This is a genomic window from Streptosporangium sp. CA-115845, from assembly GCF_050943795.1.
Taxonomy (GTDB): Bacteria; Actinomycetota; Actinomycetes; order Streptosporangiales; family Streptosporangiaceae; genus Streptosporangium.
This window is the reverse complement of sequence record NZ_CP191988.1, coordinates 2,435,752-2,456,221: the sequence shown is the minus strand read 5'-3', so window position 1 is coordinate 2,456,221 and position 20,470 is coordinate 2,435,752. Positions and strand designations below refer to the sequence as shown.

General features: G+C 70.2%; 23 protein-coding genes. 11 read left to right on the top strand and 12 right to left on the bottom strand.

The features are described from left to right. Positions 1–22: 22 nt before the first annotated feature. Genes ACQP0P_RS13400 through ACQP0P_RS13380 form a run of 5 tightly spaced genes read left to right on the top strand, consistent with a single transcriptional unit; the run spans position 23 to position 4,268 of the window. A complete protein-coding gene (locus ACQP0P_RS13400; protein WP_433375627.1) occupies positions 23–349 on the top strand; it encodes an urease subunit beta in 327 nt (108 codons plus the stop codon). Next, positions 327–2,054 carry an urease subunit alpha gene (locus tag ACQP0P_RS13395; RefSeq protein WP_433375625.1) on the top strand — a complete coding sequence of 576 codons (1,728 nt, stop codon included), beginning with the start codon at positions 327–329 and terminating at the stop codon, positions 2,052–2,054. Before ACQP0P_RS13400 ends, ACQP0P_RS13395 begins: the two co-directional genes overlap by 23 nt. A gap of 27 nt (positions 2,055–2,081) precedes the next feature. Continuing rightward, positions 2,082–2,759: an urease accessory protein UreF gene (locus ACQP0P_RS13390; protein WP_433375622.1), complete on the top strand. Its 678-nt coding sequence runs from the start codon at positions 2,082–2,084 to the stop codon at positions 2,757–2,759. 27 nt (positions 2,760–2,786) lie between these two features. Beyond that, a complete protein-coding gene (gene ureG, locus ACQP0P_RS13385) occupies positions 2,787–3,455 on the top strand; it encodes an urease accessory protein UreG (protein ID WP_433375619.1) in 669 nt (222 codons plus the stop codon). A gap of 3 nt (positions 3,456–3,458) precedes the next feature. Next, positions 3,459–4,268: an urease accessory protein UreD gene (locus tag ACQP0P_RS13380; protein WP_433375617.1), complete on the top strand. Its 810-nt coding sequence runs from the start codon at positions 3,459–3,461 to the stop codon at positions 4,266–4,268. Between the two features lie 66 nt (positions 4,269–4,334). On the opposite strand, the gene era is transcribed toward ACQP0P_RS13380, so the two are convergent. The 7 genes from era to ACQP0P_RS13345 form a co-directional block, all read right to left on the bottom strand. Further along, a complete protein-coding gene (era, locus tag ACQP0P_RS13375) occupies positions 4,335–5,255 on the bottom strand; it encodes a GTPase Era (RefSeq protein ID WP_433375614.1) in 921 nt (306 codons plus the stop codon). A gap of 17 nt (positions 5,256–5,272) precedes the next feature. Then, on the bottom strand, positions 5,273–5,605 hold the full coding sequence (locus tag ACQP0P_RS13370; protein WP_433375612.1) for a cytidine deaminase: 333 nt from the start codon (positions 5,603–5,605) through the stop codon (positions 5,273–5,275). An 80-nt stretch (positions 5,606–5,685) separates the two neighbouring features. Further along, positions 5,686–6,294: a hypothetical protein gene (locus ACQP0P_RS13365; protein WP_433375610.1), complete on the bottom strand. Its 609-nt coding sequence runs from the start codon at positions 6,292–6,294 to the stop codon at positions 5,686–5,688. 381 nt (positions 6,295–6,675) lie between these two features. Further along, positions 6,676–7,977: a hemolysin family protein gene (locus ACQP0P_RS13360; RefSeq protein ID WP_433375607.1), complete on the bottom strand. Its 1,302-nt coding sequence runs from the start codon at positions 7,975–7,977 to the stop codon at positions 6,676–6,678. Then, a complete protein-coding gene (gene ybeY / locus ACQP0P_RS13355; protein WP_433375604.1) occupies positions 7,974–8,456 on the bottom strand; it encodes an rRNA maturation RNase YbeY in 483 nt (160 codons plus the stop codon). Before ybeY ends, ACQP0P_RS13360 begins: the two co-directional genes overlap by 4 nt. Positions 8,457–8,511: 55 nt before the next feature. Beyond that, complete coding sequence (locus ACQP0P_RS13350; protein ID WP_433375602.1) at positions 8,512–9,576, bottom strand: PhoH family protein; 1,065 nt, start codon at positions 9,574–9,576, stop codon at positions 8,512–8,514. A 92-nt stretch (positions 9,577–9,668) separates the two neighbouring features. Beyond that, positions 9,669–10,019, bottom strand: coding sequence for a histidine triad nucleotide-binding protein (locus tag ACQP0P_RS13345; RefSeq protein ID WP_030903982.1), 351 nt, complete (start codon positions 10,017–10,019; stop codon positions 9,669–9,671). Between the two features lie 282 nt (positions 10,020–10,301). Between ACQP0P_RS13345 and ACQP0P_RS13340 the strand changes: the two genes are divergently transcribed. Together ACQP0P_RS13340 and ACQP0P_RS13335 are read left to right on the top strand one after the other, a co-directional pair. Then, on the top strand, positions 10,302–10,781 hold the full coding sequence (locus ACQP0P_RS13340; RefSeq protein WP_089209491.1) for a SigE family RNA polymerase sigma factor: 480 nt from the start codon (positions 10,302–10,304) through the stop codon (positions 10,779–10,781). Next, on the top strand, positions 10,778–11,476 hold the full coding sequence (locus tag ACQP0P_RS13335; protein WP_433375599.1) for a hypothetical protein: 699 nt from the start codon (positions 10,778–10,780) through the stop codon (positions 11,474–11,476). Before ACQP0P_RS13340 ends, ACQP0P_RS13335 begins: the two co-directional genes overlap by 4 nt. Before the next feature lie 135 nt (positions 11,477–11,611). Here the strand turns inward: ACQP0P_RS13335 and ACQP0P_RS13330 are convergent, their stop codons facing one another. The 3 genes from ACQP0P_RS13330 to hrcA form a co-directional block, all read right to left on the bottom strand. After that, positions 11,612–12,343, bottom strand: a complete 732-nt coding sequence (locus ACQP0P_RS13330; RefSeq protein ID WP_433375596.1) for a 16S rRNA (uracil(1498)-N(3))-methyltransferase — start codon at positions 12,341–12,343, stop codon at positions 11,612–11,614. A gap of 66 nt (positions 12,344–12,409) precedes the next feature. Next, positions 12,410–13,549, bottom strand: a complete 1,140-nt coding sequence (dnaJ, locus tag ACQP0P_RS13325; RefSeq protein ID WP_433375593.1) for a molecular chaperone DnaJ — start codon at positions 13,547–13,549, stop codon at positions 12,410–12,412. A 14-nt stretch (positions 13,550–13,563) separates the two neighbouring features. Continuing rightward, positions 13,564–14,577: a heat-inducible transcriptional repressor HrcA gene (hrcA, locus tag ACQP0P_RS13320; protein WP_433381852.1), complete on the bottom strand. Its 1,014-nt coding sequence runs from the start codon at positions 14,575–14,577 to the stop codon at positions 13,564–13,566. A gap of 183 nt (positions 14,578–14,760) precedes the next feature. Between hrcA and ACQP0P_RS13315 the strand changes: the two genes are divergently transcribed. Genes ACQP0P_RS13315 through ACQP0P_RS13305 form a run of 3 tightly spaced genes read left to right on the top strand, consistent with a single transcriptional unit; the run spans position 14,761 to position 17,038 of the window. Then, positions 14,761–15,501 (top strand): hypothetical protein, encoded by a 741-nt coding sequence (locus ACQP0P_RS13315; protein ID WP_433375591.1) that lies wholly within the window; start codon positions 14,761–14,763, stop codon positions 15,499–15,501. Positions 15,502–15,559: 58 nt separating this feature from the next. Then, positions 15,560–16,375 (top strand): DUF3097 domain-containing protein, encoded by an 816-nt coding sequence (locus ACQP0P_RS13310; protein WP_433381849.1) that lies wholly within the window; start codon positions 15,560–15,562, stop codon positions 16,373–16,375. Between the two features lie 24 nt (positions 16,376–16,399). After that, on the top strand, positions 16,400–17,038 hold the full coding sequence (locus ACQP0P_RS13305) for a DUF4870 domain-containing protein (RefSeq protein ID WP_433375588.1): 639 nt from the start codon (positions 16,400–16,402) through the stop codon (positions 17,036–17,038). A 13-nt stretch (positions 17,039–17,051) separates the two neighbouring features. Here ACQP0P_RS13305 and hemW read toward each other — a convergent pair whose 3' ends face one another. After that, on the bottom strand, positions 17,052–18,263 hold the full coding sequence (hemW, locus tag ACQP0P_RS13300; RefSeq protein ID WP_433375585.1) for a radical SAM family heme chaperone HemW: 1,212 nt from the start codon (positions 18,261–18,263) through the stop codon (positions 17,052–17,054). A gap of 185 nt (positions 18,264–18,448) precedes the next feature. Between hemW and ACQP0P_RS13295 the strand changes: the two genes are divergently transcribed. Continuing rightward, positions 18,449–19,726, top strand: coding sequence for a glycoside hydrolase family 18 protein (locus ACQP0P_RS13295; protein ID WP_433375582.1), 1,278 nt, complete (start codon positions 18,449–18,451; stop codon positions 19,724–19,726). A 76-nt stretch (positions 19,727–19,802) separates the two neighbouring features. Here the strand turns inward: ACQP0P_RS13295 and ACQP0P_RS13290 are convergent, their stop codons facing one another. Further along, the gene (locus ACQP0P_RS13290; RefSeq protein ID WP_433375579.1) at positions 19,803–20,438 is read right to left on the bottom strand and encodes an MOSC domain-containing protein; all 636 of its coding nucleotides are present in this window, start codon (positions 20,436–20,438) and stop codon (positions 19,803–19,805) included. Positions 20,439–20,470: the final 32 nt, after the last annotated feature.

Genomic DNA, 20,470 nt, shown 5'->3' with positions numbered 1-20,470 from the left:
CCCCAAGGAGCGGTGAGCGCCGATGACACCCGGTGAGATCCTGTACGGCGACACGCCCATCCCGCTCAACCCGGGCCGCGAGCGCGTCACCGTCCGCGTCGTCAACACCGCGGACCGGCCGATCCAGGTCGGCTCGCACTACCACTTCTCCGCGTGCAACCCCGGCCTGGAGTTCGACCGCCAGGCGGCCTGGGGCACCCGGCTCGACGTCCCCGCGGGTACGGCGGTGCGGTTCGAACCCGGTGTGGAGCGCGACGTGACCCTCGTGCCGATCGGCGGGCTGCGGATCGTCCCCGGTCTCCGTCCCGAATGGGCCGGACCTCTCGATGGGAGTCCCAGTGTTCATTGAACGATCCCGCTACGCCGCGCTCTACGGCCCCACCGCCGGTGATCGGATCAGGCTGGCGGACACCGACCTGCTCATCGAGGTCACCGAGGACCTGTCGACGGGCCCCGCCGGAGCGGGCGACGAGGCGGTCTTCGGCGGCGGCAAGGTCATCAGGGAGTCGATGGGCCAGGCCAGGACCACCAGGGCCGAGGGCGCACCCGACCTGGTGATCACCGGCGCGGTGATCCTCGACCACTGGGGCGTGGTCAAGGCGGACATCGGAGTCAGGGACGGCCGCATCGTGGCGATCGGCAAGGCCGGAAACCCCGACACCATGGACGGTGTCCATCCGGACCTGGTGATCGGCCCCTCGACCGAGATCCTCGCGGGCAACGGGAAGATCCTGACCGCCGGGGCGATCGACTCCCACGTCCACCTGATCTGCCCGCAGATCCTCGACGAGGCCCTCGCCGCGGGAGTGACGACCATCGTGGGCGGCGGCACCGGGCCCGCCGAGGGCACCAAGGCCACCACCGTAACCGGCACCTGGTATCTCGCCCGGATGCTGGAGTCTCTCGACTCCTACCCGATCAACGTCGCGCTGCTCGGCAAGGGCAACACGGTCAGCCGCGAGGGGCTGCTGGAACAGCTCCGCGCCGGGGCCTCCGGATTCAAGCTGCACGAGGACTGGGGCACCACCCCGGCCGCCATCGACGCCTGCCTGTCGGTGGCCGATGCCACCGGCACCCAGGTCACGATCCACACCGACACCCTCAACGAGGCCGGGTTCGTGGAGTCGACGCTGGCGGCGATCGGCGACCGGATGATCCACGCCTACCACACCGAGGGAGCCGGCGGCGGGCACGCGCCCGACATCATCCGGGTCGCCTCCTACCGCAACATCCTGCCGTCCTCGACCAACCCGACCCGCCCGCACACCGTCAACACGCTCGACGAGCACCTCGACATGCTGATGGTCTGCCACCACCTCAACCCGTCCATCCCCGAGGACCTGGCGTTCGCCGAGTCCCGGATCCGGCCGTCCACGATGGCGGCCGAGGACATCCTGCACGACATGGGCGCGATCTCGATGATCGGTTCGGACTCGCAGGCGATGGGCCGGGTGGGCGAGACGATCATCCGGACCTGGCAGACCGCGCACTTGATGAAGCGCCGTCGGGGGGCTCTGCCGGGTGACGGCCCCGCCGACAACCTCCGGGCTCGGCGCTACGTCGCCAAGTACACGATCTGCCCGGCCGTGGCCCACGGCCTGGACGGCGAGGTCGGCTCGGTGGAGACCGGCAAGCTGGCCGACCTGGTCCTGTGGGACCCGGCCTTCTTCGGCGTCAAACCGAACCTGGTGGTCAAGGGCGGTGTGATCGCCTACGCCCAGATGGGCGACGCGAACGCCTCCATCCCGACCCCGCAGCCGGTCATGCCGCGCCCGATGTTCGGTGCCGCCCCGGTCACCGCCGCCGCCACGTCCGTCCACTTCGTCGCCCCGCCGGCGATCGAGGACGGCCTCGCCGACCGGCTGGCCGTACGCAGGCGCCTGCTGCCGGTGGCCGACGTCCGCCGCAGGGGCAAGGAGAGCATGCCGCTGAACGACGCCATGCCCAGGATCGACGTCGACCCCGACACCTTCGCGGTCAGCGTCGACGGCGACCTGATCGAACCCGCCCCCGCCGAGACCCTGCCCATGACCCAGCGCTACTTCCTGTTCTGATCTCCTGCCCGGCCGAAGGGAGCCCCGATGAACGCAGCGCTGCTGCTGCTGGCCGATTCCCGGCTGCCCGCCGGGGGGCACGGTCACTCCGGTGGCGCCGAGGAGGCGGCCAGGATCGGCGCGATCCACGACCTCGCCGGCCTCGCCGCCTTCCTGCGGGGCCGGCTGGCCACCGCGGGCCTGGTGACGGCCGCCCTCGCCGCCGCGGCCTGCGGTCTCGGCGCGTCTCCCCCCGCGGCGACCGGCCGCCCGGAGTGGACGCGGCTGGACGCGGAGGCAGACGCCAGGATCTCCTCGCCCGCCCAGCGGGCGGCGAGCCGCACCCAGGGCAGGCTGCTGCTGCGGACCTCGCGGAGGATCTGGCCCTCCCCGGTGCTCGACACGCTGGCCGGGGCCCTGCCCCAGGGCGCCCACCACCCCCTCGCGCTCGGCGCGGTGGCGGCCGTGGCGGGATGCTCCCCCGCCGAGGCCGCCCTCGCGGCGGCCTACACCTCCGTCACCGGCCCCGCCACGGCGGCGGTACGGCTGCTCGGCCTCGACCCCGTCGCCGTCCACCGACTGCTCGCCGATCTCGCCCCGGCCTTGGAAAGGGTCGCGGCCACCGTCCCCACCGGCTGGGAGGCGCTGCCCGCGCATGCCTCTCCCGCGCTCGACCTGCTCGCCGAACACCACATTCGCGCGGATCTACGGCTTTTCGTGTCCTGACCACCATCTGGAAGGACGGTGACCCATATGGGCGCCAACCACGACGACCACCACCCCGCGGCCGACCCGCACGGCCGGGCGTTACGCCTGGGCATCGGAGGCCCTGTCGGCAGCGGCAAGACCGCGCTGACCGCGGCGCTGTGCCGGACGCTCGGCCCGTTCATGCACCTGGGCGTGGTCACCAACGACATCTACACCACCGAGGACGCCGACTTCCTGCGCAGGGCGGGCGTGCTCGACCCGGAGCGGATCGTCGCCGTGCAGACCGGGTGCTGCCCGCACACCGCCATCCGGGACGACATCGCAGCCAACCTCGACGCGGTGGAGACCCTGGAGGAGCGGTTCGGCCCGCTCGACCTGGTGATCGTGGAGAGCGGCGGGGACAACCTCACCGCCACCTTCAGCAGGGGCCTGGCCGATCGGCAGATCTTCGTGCTGGACGTGTCCGGCGGCGACAAGGTCCCGCGCAAGGGCGGCCCCGGCGTGACGACGGCCGACCTGCTCGTGATCAACAAGACCGATCTGGCCCCGATGGTCGGCGCGGACCTCACGGTCATGTCACACGACGCGGCAGCCGTACGGGATGGCAAACCCGTGCTTTTCACCTCGATCAGGGAGGATCCACGAGCGTACGCGGTCTCCGAATGGGTCACCGGCCTCGTCGAGTCCTGGGCCCACGAGCACTCCCACGCCTGACCCATGCCCCTCACCAACCCGGTCCCCGCACCCGTCCTGCCCGCTCCGGCGCCGGCGGAGTCCGTACCACGGCCGGAGCAGGCAGGACGGCGGGCGATGAGGGCGCGGGCGGCGATCGCCACCCGGCGGGACGCGGCCGGCCGGACCGTCCTCGCCACGATGCGTTCCGGCCCACCTCTCACGCTGCGGGCGACCGCGCCCGGCCGGGTGCACCTGGTGTCCACCGCGGCAGGTCCGCTGGGCGGTGACGATCTGGCCCTCGACATCGAGGTGGCACCGGGAACCGAACTGGAGGTGCGGTCGGTCGCGAGCACTCTGGTGCTGCCCGGCCCCGCGGGGGCCGAGTCACTGATGACGATCACGGCCCGGGTCGGCGCGGGCGCCTCGCTCAGGTTCGCGCCGGAACCGACGGTGCTCGCGGCGGGCTGCCTGCACCGCATGGTCGTCCGGCTCGACCTGGCCGAGGACGCGCGGGTGCTCTGGCGCGAGGAGATCGTCTTCGGCCGGTACAGCGAGCGCCCCGGACGCTGCCACTCACGCTTCGACGCCATTCTCGGAGGGGTCCCGCTGCTCCGGCAGGAGTTCGTGGTGGGCGACCCGGAGATCGACGGCAGTCCCGCCGTCTACGGCGACGCCCGCTGCGTGGGCAGCATCTTGATCACCGGCCGGGCACCGGAGACGGTGGTCGGCCAGGGCTGGGCCGCCCTGCCCCTGGCCGGACCGGCCACCCTGGTCTCCGCGCTCGGCCGGGACGCGGTCGAGCTGCGGCGACGGCTCGGGCACGGAGAGCAGGCCATCACCGACCGCCGCTGAGGGCCCCGCCACGGTCCCCGGGAGCCGGGCCCGCAGCCGCGGCTCGCTCCGTCGCGCCGGGAGCCGTCAGTCGTAGAAACCCAGGCGGCGGAGCTGCTTGGGGTCGCGTTGCCAGTCCTTGGCGACGCTGATGCGCAGATCGAGATAGACGCGGGTGCCGAGGAGTGCCTCGATCTGCAGGCGGGCGCGGCTGCCGACATCCTTCAGCCGGGAGCCCTTGTGCCCGATCACGATGGCCTTCTGGGACGGACGCTCGACGAACATGTGAGCGTAGATGTCGAGGAGGTCGTCACGCCCGTCTCTGGGAAGCATCTCGTCGACGACCACCGCGATCGAGTGCGGCAACTCGTCGCGCACCCCCTCCAGGGCCGCCTCCCGGATCAGCTCGCCGACCAGCACCTGCTCGGGCTCGTCGGTGAGCTGTCCTCCCTCGTACAGCGGCGGGCTCTGGGGCAGGCGCTGGACCAGCACGTCGGCCAGCACGTCGAGCTGCTCACCCGACTGCGCGGAGACCGGCACGATGTCGCCGAACTCGGCGAGCTGGGAGACCGCGAGCAGCTGCGCGGCGATCTGCTCGCGGGTCGCCAGATCGCACTTGGTCACCACGGCGACCACCGGGGTCTTCTTGACGCCTGCGAGCTTCTCGGCGATGAACCGGTCGCCCTTGCCGATGGGCTCGTTGGCGGGCACGCAGAAGCCGATCACGTCGACCTCGGTGAGGGTGGAGAGCACCAGGCTGTCCAGCCGCTCACCCAGAAGCGTGCGGGGCCGGTGCAGGCCCGGCGTGTCGACGATGACGAGCTGGGAGTCGGGACGGTGCACGATGCCGCGGATGGCCCGGCGGGTCGTCTGGGGCTTGGAGGAGGTGATCGCCACCTTCGTGCCGACCAACGCGTTCATCAGCGTGGACTTGCCGACGTTGGGCCGACCGACGAAGCAGGCGAAACCGGCATGGAAATCAGCAGCTGAGGAACTCACGTCAACCATTGTCGCCGATGCCGGACTCAGCTCTGACGCGGTGTCCCATCAGGACCGGCCACGAGCAGGGTCTCGGCACCCAGGTCGCGGACCGCCCGCGTGTCCTCGTCGGAGGGTCCCTCACCCGCGGTGACCAGCACGGCCGCCTCCAGCGACTCCGCTCCGCCGGACACCGCCATCGCCACGGCGACCTGGATCGCCGACAGGGTCAGCGACGGCAGCGCCACATTGGTCGCCGAGTAGGTCCGGCCTGTCTCGTCCCGTACCGCCGCGCCCTCGGCGGCTCCGTTGCGTGCACGGGCGGAACGGGCCAGCACGATGATCTTCTTGTCCTCGGGGTCGAGGGTCGCGTCACTCACAGCACAAGGGTATTCAGCTTCCGGCGCCAAGGACGACACGGGTGCGGTCCCGGCACCAAACGACACGGCTGCCGCCTCGCTCAGGCGGCGACCTCGTCGACCAGCAGGCGGGCGAGCTCCCGGGTGCGCTCGGCGTCGACGTCCCTGACACCGGCGTGCACCAGCGAGATCAGGGTGTGGCCGCTGAGAGCGAACACCAGGTGCATCTCGTACGGATATCCGTTCAGCCTGCCGTTCAGCCGCCTGGCCTGCACCTCGTCACCGACCCCTGCCAGGTTCAGGGGGGAGACCCGAAGAGCGGTGCCGCGGCCCGCCACTTGGGCGCGTGCGACCGGACAGCCGCTCAGCGCCTCCGTGAGCTCGTTGAAGTGAAGCTCGGCGTCGTCACCGCGGTAGGAGGCCAGACCGAACCCGGCCAGCTCCCCGACCCCGTCCCCCTGGTAGGTCACGGCCGCCCGCGCCCCCAGTGCCCGCTGCGGCGGCCTGCCTCCCGCGGTGTCGAGAACGAGCCGGCAGTCCTCGTTCACCGGCTGGAACGGAGCACGCCAGCCGTCACGCGGACGGGCCGAGAACCCGCTGGGCAGCGCTCGCGCCTCGTCGAGCACTCCCCGCAGCCGGTTCAGCTCCGCGGCACCGTCCATCGCGTCGCCGGCCCCCGCTCCGCCGGCGCATCCGGCCGCCCCGCCCACGATAAATCCACATAACACTACAAAAGCGACAATATTCATCCCCCGCGTCATGACCATCCCCCCAATGTCATGTGCGAGGCGTCTCGTCCTCGCCGACTCGCTTTCTTCCCCGTCGACAAAAGCGGCAATCATTAAGAAACGCCTAAGGGTGCCCTCAACCGTATTTCACGGTCGAGAACACCCCTAAGCGAGTGACGCAGGACAGCCACGAAGCCCTACGTGAACTCTTCCCCCATGGGCCGATCCGCGCGCCACGAACCCCTCCGGACGCGTGGATCTCCCACCGACTCCCGCGCGACCAGGTGCCGTGAGAGAAGCATCACTCGTGCCGCTTGCAGAGCACTTGCGGACGACTTGGGGCGAATCCACCACCCCGGCCCGTCACTGGTCGGGGGAGGCCGAGACCGAGTCGGGCTCCGCGGGGGCGATCCTGGTGACGAGGACCGTGCCGATCCGGTTGCGACGCCCGGCGAGGCTCTCTGCCGTGAGGCTGAGACCCTCCACCACCGCCTGGGAACCGGCGATCGGCACCCGGCCCAGCGCGTGGGCCAGCAGCCCTCCGACGGTCTCGACGTCGTCGACGTCCAGTTCGATGCCGAACAGGTCTTCCAGATCGTCCACCGGGAGCCTGGCGGTCACCCGCACCGCGCCGCCCTCAAGCGGCTCCACCCTGGGGACCTCCTGGTCGTACTCGTCGGTGATCTCACCGACGATCTCCTCCAGGATGTCCTCGATGGTGACCAGACCGGCCGTACCACCGTACTCGTCGATGACGATGGCCTGGTGGATCTGGCGGGCCTGCATCTCGCGCAGCAGCTGGTCGATCGGCTTGCTCTCCGGCACGTAGGTGGCCGGGCGCATGATGGACTCCACCGGCTCGGCGCGCCCGTCGTCACCGGTGTCCTGCACCCGGCGTGCGATGTCCTTGAGGTAGGCGATGCCGATGACGTCGTCCTCGTTCTCACCGACCACGGGAATCCGGGAGAAACCGCTGCGCAGCGCGAGGGACATGGCCTGGCTCAGCGTCTTGCCGCGCTCGATGAACACCATGTCGGTGCGGGGCACCATGACCTCGCGGACCAGGGTGTCGCCGAGCTCGAAGACCGAATGGATCATCTCCCGCTCGTCTGGCTCGATGACCCTGCGCTCCTCGGCCAGATCGACCAGGTCCCGCAGCTCCGCCTCGGAGGTGAAGGGGCCCTCGCGAAAGCCCTTGCCCGGCGTCACCGCGTTGCCGAGCAGGATGAGCAGCTTGGGCAGGGGGCCGAAGATCCGGGTCAGGCCGTACACCACGGGGGCGCTGGCGAGCGCGATAGGCTCGGCGTGCTGGCGGCCCAGCGTGCGCGGGGAGACCCCGACGATCACGTAGCTGATGACGATCATGACCGCCGCCGCCGAGGCGTAGGCCCAGCCCTGGTCCCCGAGCCAGTCGATGAAGAGCAGCGTGCCGATCACCGTGGCGACCAGCTCGCAGCTCAGCCGGAGCAGGAGCAGGAGGTTCAGGTAGCGCGGCGGGTCGGCGACGATGGCCTGCAGACGCACCGCGCCCCGGCGGCCGTCACGGACGAACTCCTCCGCGCGAACCCTTGAGATGCGAGTCAGAGCCGTCTCCGCGCTGGCGATCAACCCGCCGACCACGACGAGGACGACGGCGGAGAACAACCACCCGTTGGCGAGGTTCACCGCTGGGGGCGCACCTCCTGCCACGACTCCAGAAGCTCGCCCTGAAGGCCGAACATCTCCTTGTGCTCCTCGGGCTCGGCGTGGTCGTAGCCGAGCAGGTGGAGGATGCCGTGCGTGCACAGCAGCTCCAGCTCGGCCTCGGTACCGTGCCCGGCCTCGGCCCCCTGCTTGGCGGCCACCTGCGGGCAGAGCACCACGTCACCGAGGAGCGCCGGATCGGTGGGCGAGTCACCCTCCTGCCGCGCCCCCGTGCCCGGTCCCGGTCGCAGCTCGTCCATCGGGAAGGCGAGCACGTCCGTGGGGCCCGGCTCCCCCATCCACCGTTCGTGCAGAACCGACATGGTCTCTTCGTCGACGACCAGGATCGACAGCTCGGCTAGCGGGTTGATGCCCATCCGCTCCAGCACATGCCCGGCCAGTGAGACGATGAGCCCCTCGTCGATCTCGACACCGGACTCGTTGTTGACCTCGACGCTCACAGGTCCCCCCCTGCTTCCCACGTGCCGCGCGACCCGCCCCGGAATCGTTCCGCGCTCATGTCCTCTCCCGAGGACGCTGCTTGACCACGCCCTTGATCTGCTGCGGCGCGCGTTGGCGCTGCGTCTCGTCATAGCGCCCGTACGCGTCCACGATGTCGCCCACCAGCTTGTGGCGAACCACGTCGTCGCTGGTCAGACGGCTGAAATGGATGTCAGAGATGCCTTCGAGGATGTCCTGGACGACCCGCAGACCGCTCTGTGTGCCGTTCGGCAGGTCGACCTGGGTGACGTCCCCGGTGACGACGATCTTCGAGTTGAACCCCAGCCGCGTCAGGAACATCTTCATCTGCTCTGGCGAGGTGTTCTGCGCCTCGTCCAGGATGATGTAGGCGTCGTTGAGCGTGCGGCCCCGCATGTAGGCGAGGGGGGCCACCTCGATCGTGCCCGCGGCCATCAGCCGGGGGATCGACTCGGGATCGAGCATGTCGTGCAGCGCGTCGTAGAGCGGGCGCAGGTAGGGGTCGATCTTCTCGTAGAGCGTTCCCGGCAGGAAGCCCAGCCGCTCGCCCGCCTCGACCGCGGGGCGAGTGAGGATGATCCGGTTGACCTTCTTCTCCTGGAGGGCCTTCACGGCCTTCGCCATCGCGAGGTAGGTCTTGCCCGTACCGGCCGGGCCGATGCCGAAGACGACGGTGAACTTGTCGATCGCGTCGACGTACCGCTTCTGGTTCACGGTCTTCGGGCGGATGGTCCGGCCCCGCGAGGAGATGATGTCCAGCGAGAGCACCTCGGCGGGACGGTCGGAGGTCATCCGCAACATGGCGATGCTGCGCTCGACCTCGTCGACCGTGAGCTGCGCGCCTCCGCGGACGAGTTCGGACATCTCCTCGAAGAGCCGCACCACGGTGCTGCTCTCCTCCGGGCTGCCGGTGACGGTGATCTCGTTGCCCCGGACGTGGATGTCGGCGCGAAAGGCGCCCTCGATGACGCGCAACAGCTCATCGCGCGAGCCCAGCAGGCTGACCATCGACTGATCGTCCGGAATCACCACCTTTGCCTGAGTCCGGCTGGAACCCCTGGATCTCGGCGACGTTCTGCTGGAATCGTGTGTCTCGGACATGAGCTGGCCCTACGGCCTGTTCGCCTCCAGATATAGGCGTGGAACTTCAACGCCATCGTATCCGTGATCGCCAGGATCGCGCTTGCCGGTTTTCAGCCGGGCGGCCACTTCAGACCCCGCCCCCCGATCACGTGTCCGTGCACGTGGAAGACGGTCTGACCGGCCTCGGGTCCGGTGTTGAACACCAGCCGGTAGCCCGATTCCGCGACTCCCTCCTGACTGGCGACCGCGTGCGCGGTCTTGAGCACGTCGTCGGCCAGCCCCTGGTCGGCGGCCGCCAGCGCCGCGGCGTCCCGATGATGCTCCCTGGGGACCACCAGCACATGGGTCGGCGCCTGGGGGTTGACGTCGCGGAAGGCCAGCGTGCGATCGGTCTCATAGACGATCTCCGCGGGGATCTCCCCGGCCACGATCTTGCAGAACAGGCAGTCGGCTTCGCTCACCATGCAGGCACCTTACCGCCGAGGACGTTGTGAATCGGTGATGGTTCCCGCCAGCAAACAAAGATCCGCCCGGATATGGTGGTTGTGCAAAACTTCAACCAAGACAGCCTTTGCGCACAGCACCATATGGCCGCCTGGCGAGGACACGACTGGGTCATGCCCCTTAATGAACCGGAAGAGCGTAAACCCTCTGGGAAGGCCGAGCGTCCCACTGATGTGACCACCGAGACCCTCGTGGCAGACAGATCGCTCGGGGCGGCGCCCGTCGGGTGGGATGCCGACATGGCCGTTACCGCGCTCTACAGCGCGCACTATCGGTCTCTTGTCCGTCTCGCCGTACTGCTCGTTCGTGACATGGCGACCGCGGAGGAGGTCGTGCAGGACGCGTTCGTCGCCATCCATGGCGCCTGGCGTCGCCTGCGCGACACCGACAAGGCACTGGCCTACCTGCGACAGTCGGTCGTGAACCGATCACGTTCGGTGCTTCGGCACCGGGCGGTCGTCGAGAAGTACGCGCCCAAGGGCATGCCCGACGCGCCGAGCGCCGAGAACGGGGCGATCGGCGAGTTCGAGCGCTCCGCCGTCATCGAGGCGCTCCGCGGGCTGCCCACGCGCCAGCGGGAGGCCCTGGTCCTGCGCTACTACGGAGACCTGTCCGAGGCGCAGATCGCCCACGCGATGGGCATCAGCAAAGGCGCGGTCAAGAGCCACACCGCTCGCGGCATGGCCGCCCTACGAACCTCACTGGAGCAACTGTCATGACCGACTCCCCGGATGAGTACGGCGAGCTGCTCCGCCGTGCGCTCAGCGCGGAGGCGAACTCGGTCGTTCCCTCCCCTGACGGGCTGGAGATAATTCGCGCCCGTATCGAGCGACGTGGGCTCCGCTGGCTGACGTGGTGGCGGACCGGAGCCTCCGTCGCCGGTGCGCTCCTCGTCGCGGCGACCATCGTCATGGTGGTTCCCCAGTTCCGCGAACAGGTGATCCCCCAGGTGAGCACCGGCACGGTCAACTTCACCGAGTCCACTCCCCCGCCGGACGGATCAGCCACCTCAAGGCCCCCGGCTCCGTCCCAGCCGTCGTCCGGCCCCGCCCAGCTCCCCGCCGTCGGCAAGTCGGGGGCGGGCAACGGCACTCTCCCGCCGACGCCCACGCCGTCCAGGAGCACGACGCCCAGCACGAGGCCGACCTCCAGGGCGACCCCGGCACCGCCGACTCCCAGGCCGACGCCGACGCCCACCTGCCCCACCACCTCCCTCGACGAACCGCCGGTCGACCCCAGCGGGATCTCCAAGCAGTGCGAGGAGGCCGAGGCGACCCCCACGCCGACGAAGACGAGACCGCCGGCTCCCTCGGAGAGCCCGTGCTCGGCCGATGAGTGCGGGCCGTCCGATGACGCGTCACCCCCGATGCCGACGGAGGCGAGCATCCCCGCGCCGACCCCGGTCAGCAGCTAGGCCCTGTCCGGCGGATCCCGGCGTGCCGAGGATCGGTCAGACGGCCTCTCCCGGAGCGGAGGAGGGCGCCGCGGCGTGCCACGGCGCCCGACGCGGAAGGCACCGGGCGCAGGGCTCAGGACCGCCGGCCGGGGATCACCAGCGGCCGCTGCGTGTCTGGAGCACCGCCGCCGCGACGACCCCGGCCGTCGAGGTACGCAGCACCGTCGGCCCGAGCAGCGCCGGCACCGCCTTGGCCTCGCGGAAGACGGTGATCTCCTCCTGCGACACCCCGCCCTCCGGGCCGACCACCACGACGATGTCGCCGCCCGCGGGGAGCGGCAGGCCGGACAGCGGGGAGGCGGCCTCCTCGTGCAGCACGACGCCGAGCGCCGCCGCCGACAGCAGGGCGGCGACCCCGGCGGTGGACGCGAGTTCGGTCACCTCGGGCAGGCGGAAGCGACGTGACTGCTTGCCCGCCTCACGCGCCGTGGAGCGCCAGCGGGCCAGCGCCTTGGCCGCGCGCTCGCCCTTCCACTGGGTGACACACCTGGCCGCGGCCCAGGGGACGATCACGTCCACCCCCGCCTCGGTCATCATCTCCACGGCCAGCTCGCCCCGGTCGCCCTTGGGCAGCCCCTGGACCACGACCAGACGCGGGGACGGCACGGGCACCTCGTGACGGCGCAGTACCTGGACCCGGAGCGAATCCCTGCCCGCCTCGATCACCACGCACTCGGCGACGGAGCCCGCCCCATCCGTCAGGTCAAGCCGCTCCCCGGCCCGCAGCCGCCGTACGGCCGCCGCGTGGCGCCCTTCGGGGCCGCCGAAGACGAACTCCGGCCTGGCCAGGTCGGCGGGTTCGGCCAGGAAGACCGGAACGGTCATGAGCCGTCGGGGCGGCACGCCCCGGAACGGACCTTGCCGCCGCGACGTGAGCGGGGGCGGTCCGGGTCAGCGGCCATTGAAGGCGTCCCGCAGCCGGGAGAAGAAACTCTGCTGCCCGGGGGCGAACTTGCCGGGCGGACGCTCCTCGCCGCGAAGCTTGGCGAGCTCCCTCAGCAGCTCCTCCTGTGCCGTATCGAGACGGGCGGGGGTCTCCACGTTCACGTGGATCAGCAGATCGCCACGGCCGGTCTCGTTCAGGCGCTGCACACCGCGGCCGTAGAGCGGGATCGTCTGCCCCGACTGCGTACCGGGACGGATGTCCAGCTCCTCGGCTCCGTCGAGCGTCTCCATGGTCAGGATGGTGCCGAGCGCGGCCGCGGTCATCGGGATCTGCACCGTGCAGTGCAGGTCGTCGCCGCGTCGCTCGAAGATCTCGTGGGGACGCTCGACGATCTCCAGGAACAGGTCGCCGGGCGGGCCGCCGCCTGGGCCGATCTCGCCCTCTCCGGCGAGCTGGATGTGGGTGCCGTCCTCCACCCCGGCCGGGATGCGGACCTTGATGGTCCGCCGGGTACGGACCCGGCCGTCGCCGGAGCACTCCTGGCAGGGGTTGCGGATGATCGACCCGAAGCCGCCGCACTGGGGACAGGGCCGTGAGGTCATGACCTGGCCGAGGAAGGAGCGGGTGACCTGGGAGACCTCGCCCCGGCCGTGACACATGTCACAGGTGTCGGGGTGGGTGCCTGCGGCGGCGCCCGAACCCGTGCAGACCTCGCAGACCACCGCGGTGTCGACGACCAGCTCGCGGGTCGTGCCGAAGCCCGACTCGCGCAGGTCGAGCTCGACCCGGATGGTGGCGTTGCGTCCGCGACGGGCACGCGAGCGGGGGCCGCGACCGCCGCCGCCACCGGCCGCGCCGAAGAAGGCGTCCATGATGTCGCTGAACGGGAAACCGGCACCGAAGCCCCCGGCCCCCGCACCGCCCGAGGCGAACGGGTCGGCCCCCATGTCGTACATCTGCCGCTTGCTGGAGTCGGACAGGACCTCGTAGGCCTGTGTGATCTCCTTGAAGCGCTCCTGAGTCTCGGGGTCGGGGTTGACGTCAGGATGCAGTTCGCGCGCCAGACGTCGGTACGCCTTCTTGATCTCTTCCGCACTGGCGTCACGGCGCACCCCGAGGGTGCCGTAGTAGTCGCTCTTAGCCACTTTTCGTTGACCTCTTATGATGCAGCCAGGATCTGGCTGACGTAGCGTGCCACCGCGCGCACCGCGCCCATCGTGACCGGATAGTCCATCCGCGTTGGGCCCAGCACACCTAGCCGGGCCAGTTGCTTGTCCCCGGAACCGTATCCGGCGGCGACGATCGACGTGCCCTGGAGTCCGGTGTAGGGGTTCTCCGAGCCGATCCGCACAGTCAGCGCCGACAGGTCGGAGGTCTCACCGAGCAGTCGCATGAGCACGACCTGCTCTTCCAGCGCCTCCAGCACATCGCGGAGCCCGACCGTGAAGTCGGCTCCCGCGAGGTTGGCGGCCCCGGCAAAAACAATCTTTTCATCGTGCCTGTCCACCAGGGACTCCAGCAGCACAGACAGGATCGTGGCCGCGAGCGGCCGGTCCTCGGCGGGCAACCGCTCCGGCAGGTCGGCGACCTTGTCCGGGACGCCGGTGAGCCCGCACCCGTCGAGGGAGGTGTTGAGCATCGCTCGCAGATGGGCCACCCGCTGCTCGTCCACGACGTCGGGCAGCTCGATCACGCGCTGCTCCACCCGGCCGGTGTTGGTGATGAGCACGAACATCAGCCGGCGCTCGCTCAGCGGCACCAGCTCGACGTGCCGGACCGTCGAGTTGGTCAGCGTCGGATACTGCACCACGGCGACCTGCCGGGTGAGCTGGGCAAGCAGCCGCACCGTCCGCATGACGACGTCGTCGATGTCCACCGCACCCGCGAGAAAGCTCTCGATGGCCTTGCGTTCCGCGCTCGACAGGGGTTTCACCTGCGAGAGCCGGTCAACGAAGAGCCGATAGCCCTTGTCCGTGGGCACCCGGCCGGCGCTGGTGTGGGGCTGGGCGATGTAGCCCTGCTCCTCCAGCACCGCCATGTCGTTACGGATCGTCGCCGGGGACACCCCCAGACCGTGCCGATCCGCGAGAGCCTTGGAACCCACCGGCTCATTGGTGGACACGTAGTCCTCGACGATGGCGCGAAGCACGGCGAGCTTCCGGTCGTCGACCAACGTGGTCACCTCCCTGCCTGCGTTCAAATGGGAAACACGAGGTCTGGCACTCTGTGTTCCCGAGTGCCAAGTGTACGGCCCCTGTGCGGAAGGCGCGATAAGCAAGAGGTGCGGATGATGACGCCAAGCCATTGGCAAGTCAACTGCTATCGCGCTTCAACCGGCTCCCGTCACAATTCGTACATGTCCAACGATTTTGGTTCTTTTCCGGGCGACGCCTCCCGCAGCCCCGGTTACGGCTCCCCCCAGCAGCCGTATGGCCAGCAGCCCCACCAGAACGACCCCTCCTACGGTTACGCACCTCCCGGCTACGGCGCCCCGCAGAGCCCGCCCCCCACAGGGAAGATCAAGCCCGGTATCGGATGGATCGTCGGGGTATGGCTGCTCGCCCTGGTCAGCATCATCGTCGGCATCGGCGGCTTCGCCGGTGGCGTGCTGGGCGCGGTCACCAGCGCGGCACCGACGAAGACGTTCGCCCCCGGCGAAAACACGACGGTCACGCTCGACCCGGCCGACAAACCCGCCATCTATGTCTCCACCAGTGGACCCACCAATTTCGAGTGCACGCTGACCGGCGGCACCGGCACGCCCAGCCTGCAGAAGCCGCTCGTCCAGCAGACCGTGGCGGGCTCCGACGGCGTCGTCTGGGAGATGGGCCTGCAGATCGGCGTGGAGCAGGCAGGCGACTACCAGGTCACCTGTACCGCCGACCCCGTGGAGGGCACCACGTTCGGCGTGGGCCGGGAACTCTCCGCCGGATCACTGGTCGGCGGGGTGATCGCCCTGTTCGCGGTGCCCGGCATCGGGATCCTGCTGGCCATCATCGTGACGATCGTCGTATTGGTGAAGCGGGGCAACGTCCGCAAGCGCAGGGCCGCCGCGTCGGCGGGGCAGTGGGGAGCGCCGGGACCCTACGGCAGGTGACCCTGGCGTTTGCTAGCGTCCCACGTGATCCCTTGCGAGAGACGGTGGGCGGTCGGTGATGTACGAGCGTGACGTTCTGGCAGGAGACTGGCGGCGCCCCCGCAGAGGGGGGATTCCCCAGGTTCCCGCCGAACTCGATCTGGTCGTCGAGGACGCCGACGGCGGCTTCTGCGGTGCCGTGGTGGCCTGCGACAAGGAGGCCGTCACCCTGGAGGACCGCTTCGGCCGCCGGCGGGTCTTCCCACTGGAGCCTGCCGCGTTCCTCCTGGAGGGCAAGGCGGTGACGCTCGTGCGCCCGGCCGCCGCGCCACGTGGTCCCAGGCGGAGCGCGTCGGGCTCCATCGCGGTGGAGGGCCTGCGGGCCCAGGTGGCCAGGGAGAGCCGGATATACGTGGAGGGCGTGCACGACGCCGCGCTCGTGGAGAAGGTCTGGGGCCACGACCTGAGGGTCGAGGGTGTGGTCGTGGAGTATCTGGAGGGGGTCGATCACCTGCCCGCCATCGTCGGGGAGTTCCGCCCGGGCCCTGGCCGCCGCCTGGGTGTGCTCGTCGATCACCTGGTCCCCGGTTCCAAGGAGAGCCGGATCGCCGCGCGGATCTCCTCCCCACACGTGCTGATCGTCGGGCACCCGTTCGTGGACGTCTGGCAGGCGGTCAAGCCGCACACGCTCAAGATCTCCTCCTGGCCGTCGGTGCCGCGCGGCGTGCCCTGGAAGGAGGGCGTCATCGCCGCGCTGGGCTGGAAGACGGAACCCGGCGACGCGTGGCGCCGCATCCTCGGATCGGTTACGACATATGCCGATCTGGAGCCCGAGCTGCTCGGTCCGGTCGAAGAGCTGATCGACTTCGTCACGGTTCCCGGCGAGGATGGCTAGGCCGTCAACCCATCAGGAGGGGCCATGAGCGAGAACCTTGGGGATGCACCGGGCGAGGACCGGACGGAGCGGCGCATCGGCGATCCCCCGCCCGGACACACGACGCCGGGCCACACGACGCCGGGCCACACGGCGCCCGGATACACGGCGCCCGGACACACCATGCCCGGCCAGAGCGCCCCGCCGCCGGGCCAGGGCTACGGGCAACCGGGCCAGGGCTACCCCTCCCCCCCGTACGACCCGAGCGGTTACGGCTACCAGGATGGATACGCCCAGTACGGCGGGTACGGCCGGCCGGTGGGTTACGGCTACCAGGCGCCGCCGGGGACCTACGGCCCGCGGCCCGGCAGTGACGACACCACCATGGCGATGCTCGCCCACCTGCTGGGCCTGCTGACCAGCTTCGTCGGCCCGCTGGTGCTCTACCTCGCCAAGAAGGACGAGTCACCCTACGTGCGGGACCAGGCCGCCGAGGCCCTCAACTTCCAGCTCACGGTGATGATCGCCTATTTCGTCTGCATGATCCTGGTGTTCGTGCTCATCGGCTTCGTGCTGATGTTCCTCGTCTGGATCGGGTCGATCATCATGATGGTCATCGCCGCGGTGGCGGCCAACCGGGGGGAGAACCACCGCTATCCGATGAGCATCCGCTTCGTCAGCTGACCGGGGCCGGAACTCAGGTGAGGTCGCGGACTAGGGCGTCGGCCAGCAGGCGGCCGCGCAGGGTGAGCACCGCCCGGCCCGCCTTGAACGGCTCCGTCTCCAGCAGGCCGTCGGCCAGCGCGCGGGCGACCACCCGGGGGCGGTCGAGCTCCCCGAGCGGGAAACCCTGAACGAGCCGCAACTCCAGCATCAACCGCTCCACCGCCCTGTCCCCGGGCCCCAGCACCTCTCGCGCCTGGGCGGGCGAGGTGCCCGCGGCCAGTCGCCGGGCGTAGGCGGCGGGGTGCTTGACGTTCCACCAGCGGGTGCCGCCGACGTGGCTGTGCGCCCCCGGACCGACGCCCCACCAGTCTCCGCCGGTCCAGTAGAGCAGGTTGTGCCGGCATCGCCCGGCCTCGGAGGTCGCCCAGTTGGACACCTCGTACCATTCGAACCCCGCCTCGGCCAGCATGGCGTCGGCGATCAGGTAACGGTCGGCGGCCACGTCGTCGTCGGGCATCGGGAGCTCGCCCCGCCTGATCCTGGCGGCCAGCCTCGTCCCGTCCTCGACGATCAGCGAGTACGCGGAGACATGGTCGGGTCCCGCCTCGATCGCCGCGGCCAGCGAAGCACGCCAGTCGTCGTCGCTCTCCCCCGGCGTGCTGTAGATCAGGTCAAGGTTGACGTGCTCGAACCCCGCCTGCCTCGCCTCCCGTACGGCCCGCGCCGGGCGGCCGGGGGTGTGGCGACGGTCCAGCACCGCGAGCACGTGCTCACGGGCACTCTGCATCCCGAAGCTCATCCGGTTGAACCCACCCTCGCGAAGCTCCGCCAGGTAGGCGGGGTCCACCGACTCTGGGTTGGCCTCGGTGGTCACCTCGGCGCCGGGAGCGAGCCCGAACTCCTCCTCGATCGCCCCCAGGATCCGTACCAGGTCTCCGGCCGGGAGCAGGGTCGGGGTGCCCCCGCCGAAGAACACGGTCTCGACCGGGAGGCGCGCGGCGCCGAGGTTGGCCCGCGCCCGCCGCACCTCGTCGACGGCGGTGTCCGCGTAGTCCCGCTGCGCGGCGCCGGGACCGAGTTCCGAGGCCGTGTAGGTGTTGAAATCGCAGTAACCGCACCGGGTCACGCAGAAGGGCACGTGGACGTAGAAACCGAAGGGCCGCTCGCCGAGTCCGGCGAGCGCGCTCTCGGGGAGTTCGCCCGAGGCGGGTACGGGATCCCCGTCGGGAAGTGTGGATGGCACGCCCCAAGTCTGCCGCTCCCCACGCGATGCCCGGGACGTCGCCCCGGCTGTGGAACGCCCGCCGCCGGCCGTTCACCGGTCAAACCACCGCGGGCCGTTGACGGCCGGATCGCACAGGTCTACGATCCGGGAAAACTTAAAGGAAAGTTTCCTATAAGTTACTATTCCGAGCAGTGGAGAAGCCCGTGCAGAGACTCCTCCGGAACATGATCGCGGCAGCCCTCGCCGCCGGTCTCGCGGCGGTGGCCTTACCGGCCCCGGCCCAGGCCCAGACCCCCTCAGGAAACGGTGACCGCTTCAAGCGGGTCGCCTACTTCATCCAGTGGGGCGTCTACGGCCGCGACTACCACGTCAAGGACATGGAGAGCAGCGGCGCCGCCGCCAAGCTGACTCACATCAACTACGCCTTCGGCTTCGTCAACGCCGAGGGCGACTGCTACTCCGCCGACCCGTGGGCCGACTGGCAACGCCCGGTGGCCGCCGAGCAGAGCGTGGACGGCGTCGGCGACGCCGAGGGCCAGGCGCTGAACGGCAACCTGAACCAGCTGAAGAAGCTCAAGGCCAAGCACCCCGGCCTCAAGACGATGATCTCCCTCGGCGGCTGGACCGGCTCGAAGTACTTCTCCGACGCGGTGCTGACCCCCTCCGGACGCGCCAGGCTGGCCTCCTCCTGCATCGATCTGTGGCTCAGGGGCAACCTGCCCGGCACCGCCCCCGGTACCGGAGCGGGCGTGTTCGACGGCATCGACCTCGACTGGGAGTGGCCGGGCTCCTCCGGCAACGAGGGCAACATCATCCGCCCCGAGGACAAGCGGAACTTCACCCTGTTCGTCACCGAACTGCGCCGCCAGATGAACGAGTTCGACCGGCGCGCCGAACTGACCGCCTTCCTGCCCGCCGCCGCCGCGAAGATCGACGCGGGCTTCGAGGTCCGCGACGTCTTCAAGCAGCTCACCTTCGCCACGGTCCAGGGCTATGACCTGCACGGCTCGTGGGAGAACGTCACCGGCCACAACGGCAACCTGTTCACCGACCGGCGCGACCCCAACCCGGTGAAGTACAGCGTGGACCAGACGGTCCGCGACTACCTGAACCGCGGCGCCCCGGCCAAGAAGATCGTGGTGGGCGTGCCCGCGTACGGTCAGGGCTGGACCGGCGTCACCGGCGGCAGGAACGGCCTGTACGGCACCGCCACCGGTCCCGCGCCGGGCGTCTTCGCCGCCGGGGCCGAGGACTACAAGATCCTGGTGAACAAGCCGGGCAAGCGCTACCGCGACCTGCTGACCGGAACCGTGTGGCTCTACGACGGCAACGAGTTCTGGTCCTACGACGACCCGGCCTCGCTGGCCCAGAAGGCGGCCTACATCCGCCTGAAGGGCCTCGGCGGCTCGATGATGTGGTCCATCGACCAGGACGACACCTCGGCGTCGCTCACCTCGGCGCTCTACAGAGTCCTGCGCTGAGCGACCCTCTCATACCGGGCGGGGCCGCAGAGTCTGGGTCACCTGCGGCCCCGCCCGCACCTTCGTCCCCGGACGCCTAACCGCGCTCGCGGCCCAGCACCCGCTCGGCGACCCTGTCCCACTTCTCCGGGTGGCCCGGGTGGGCGAGCAGGCGGCGCAGCAGGTCCCTGTCACCGTGGTAGGCGCGGAAGGACTCGGTGACCGTGACGCTGCCCTCGGGGCACGAGACGATCTCGACGGCGTCGCCCCGGCCCAGCTCGCCCGGCTCGACCACCCGCAGGTAGGCGCCGACCCGCCCGGCCCGGGTGAAGCTCTTGAGCCAGCCCCGCTCCCCGATCCAGCCGCGGAACACCGAGCACGGCACCCTCGGGCCGGTCACCTCGGCCAGAACCGTGCCCATCCGCCAGCGCTCCCCGATCTTGGCCCCGTTGACGTCGAGCCCCGCTGTCGTGAGGTTCTCCCCGAACATGCCGTCGCGCAGCTCCCGGCCCAGCTCGGCCTGCCACCAGTCGTAGTCCTCCCGCGCGTAGGCGTAGAGCGCCTGATCGGAAGAGCCGTGGTGCTCCAGGTCGGCCCTCTCGTCCTGGGCCAGACCGCTCTCCGAGACCCCGACCCGGCCGCCCACGGAGGTCTTGTCTATCGCGGTGCGCTTGAGACGACCGGCCCACTCCGCATCGACCGCGCGACCCACGTTCACCGAGACGATGTGCATGACCGGACGGTACCGGAGCCCTCGATCGGAAG

Bases quoted from the DNA above. Each gene is read 5' to 3' on its own strand.
- ACQP0P_RS13400 (WP_433375627.1), top strand. From the start codon at position 23: ATGACACCCGGTGAGATCCTGTACGGCGACACGCCCATCCCGCTCAAC.
- ACQP0P_RS13395 (WP_433375625.1), top strand. From the start codon at position 327: ATGGGAGTCCCAGTGTTCATTGAACGATCCCGCTACGCCGCGCTCTAC.
- ACQP0P_RS13390 (WP_433375622.1), top strand. From the start codon at position 2,082: ATGAACGCAGCGCTGCTGCTGCTGGCCGATTCCCGGCTGCCCGCCGGG.
- ureG (WP_433375619.1), top strand. From the start codon at position 2,787: ATGGGCGCCAACCACGACGACCACCACCCCGCGGCCGACCCGCACGGC.
- ACQP0P_RS13380 (WP_433375617.1), top strand. From the start codon at position 3,459: ATGCCCCTCACCAACCCGGTCCCCGCACCCGTCCTGCCCGCTCCGGCG.
- era (WP_433375614.1), bottom strand. From the start codon at position 5,255: ATGGTTGACGTGAGTTCCTCAGCTGCTGATTTCCATGCCGGTTTCGCC.
- ACQP0P_RS13350 (WP_433375602.1), bottom strand. From the start codon at position 9,576: ATGTCCGAGACACACGATTCCAGCAGAACGTCGCCGAGATCCAGGGGT.
- ACQP0P_RS13340 (WP_089209491.1), top strand. From the start codon at position 10,302: ATGGCCGTTACCGCGCTCTACAGCGCGCACTATCGGTCTCTTGTCCGT.
- ACQP0P_RS13335 (WP_433375599.1), top strand. From the start codon at position 10,778: ATGACCGACTCCCCGGATGAGTACGGCGAGCTGCTCCGCCGTGCGCTC.
- ACQP0P_RS13330 (WP_433375596.1), bottom strand. From the start codon at position 12,343: ATGACCGTTCCGGTCTTCCTGGCCGAACCCGCCGACCTGGCCAGGCCG.
- ACQP0P_RS13315 (WP_433375591.1), top strand. From the start codon at position 14,761: ATGTCCAACGATTTTGGTTCTTTTCCGGGCGACGCCTCCCGCAGCCCC.
- ACQP0P_RS13310 (WP_433381849.1), top strand. From the start codon at position 15,560: ATGTACGAGCGTGACGTTCTGGCAGGAGACTGGCGGCGCCCCCGCAGA.
- ACQP0P_RS13305 (WP_433375588.1), top strand. From the start codon at position 16,400: ATGAGCGAGAACCTTGGGGATGCACCGGGCGAGGACCGGACGGAGCGG.
- ACQP0P_RS13290 (WP_433375579.1), bottom strand. From the start codon at position 20,438: ATGCACATCGTCTCGGTGAACGTGGGTCGCGCGGTCGATGCGGAGTGG.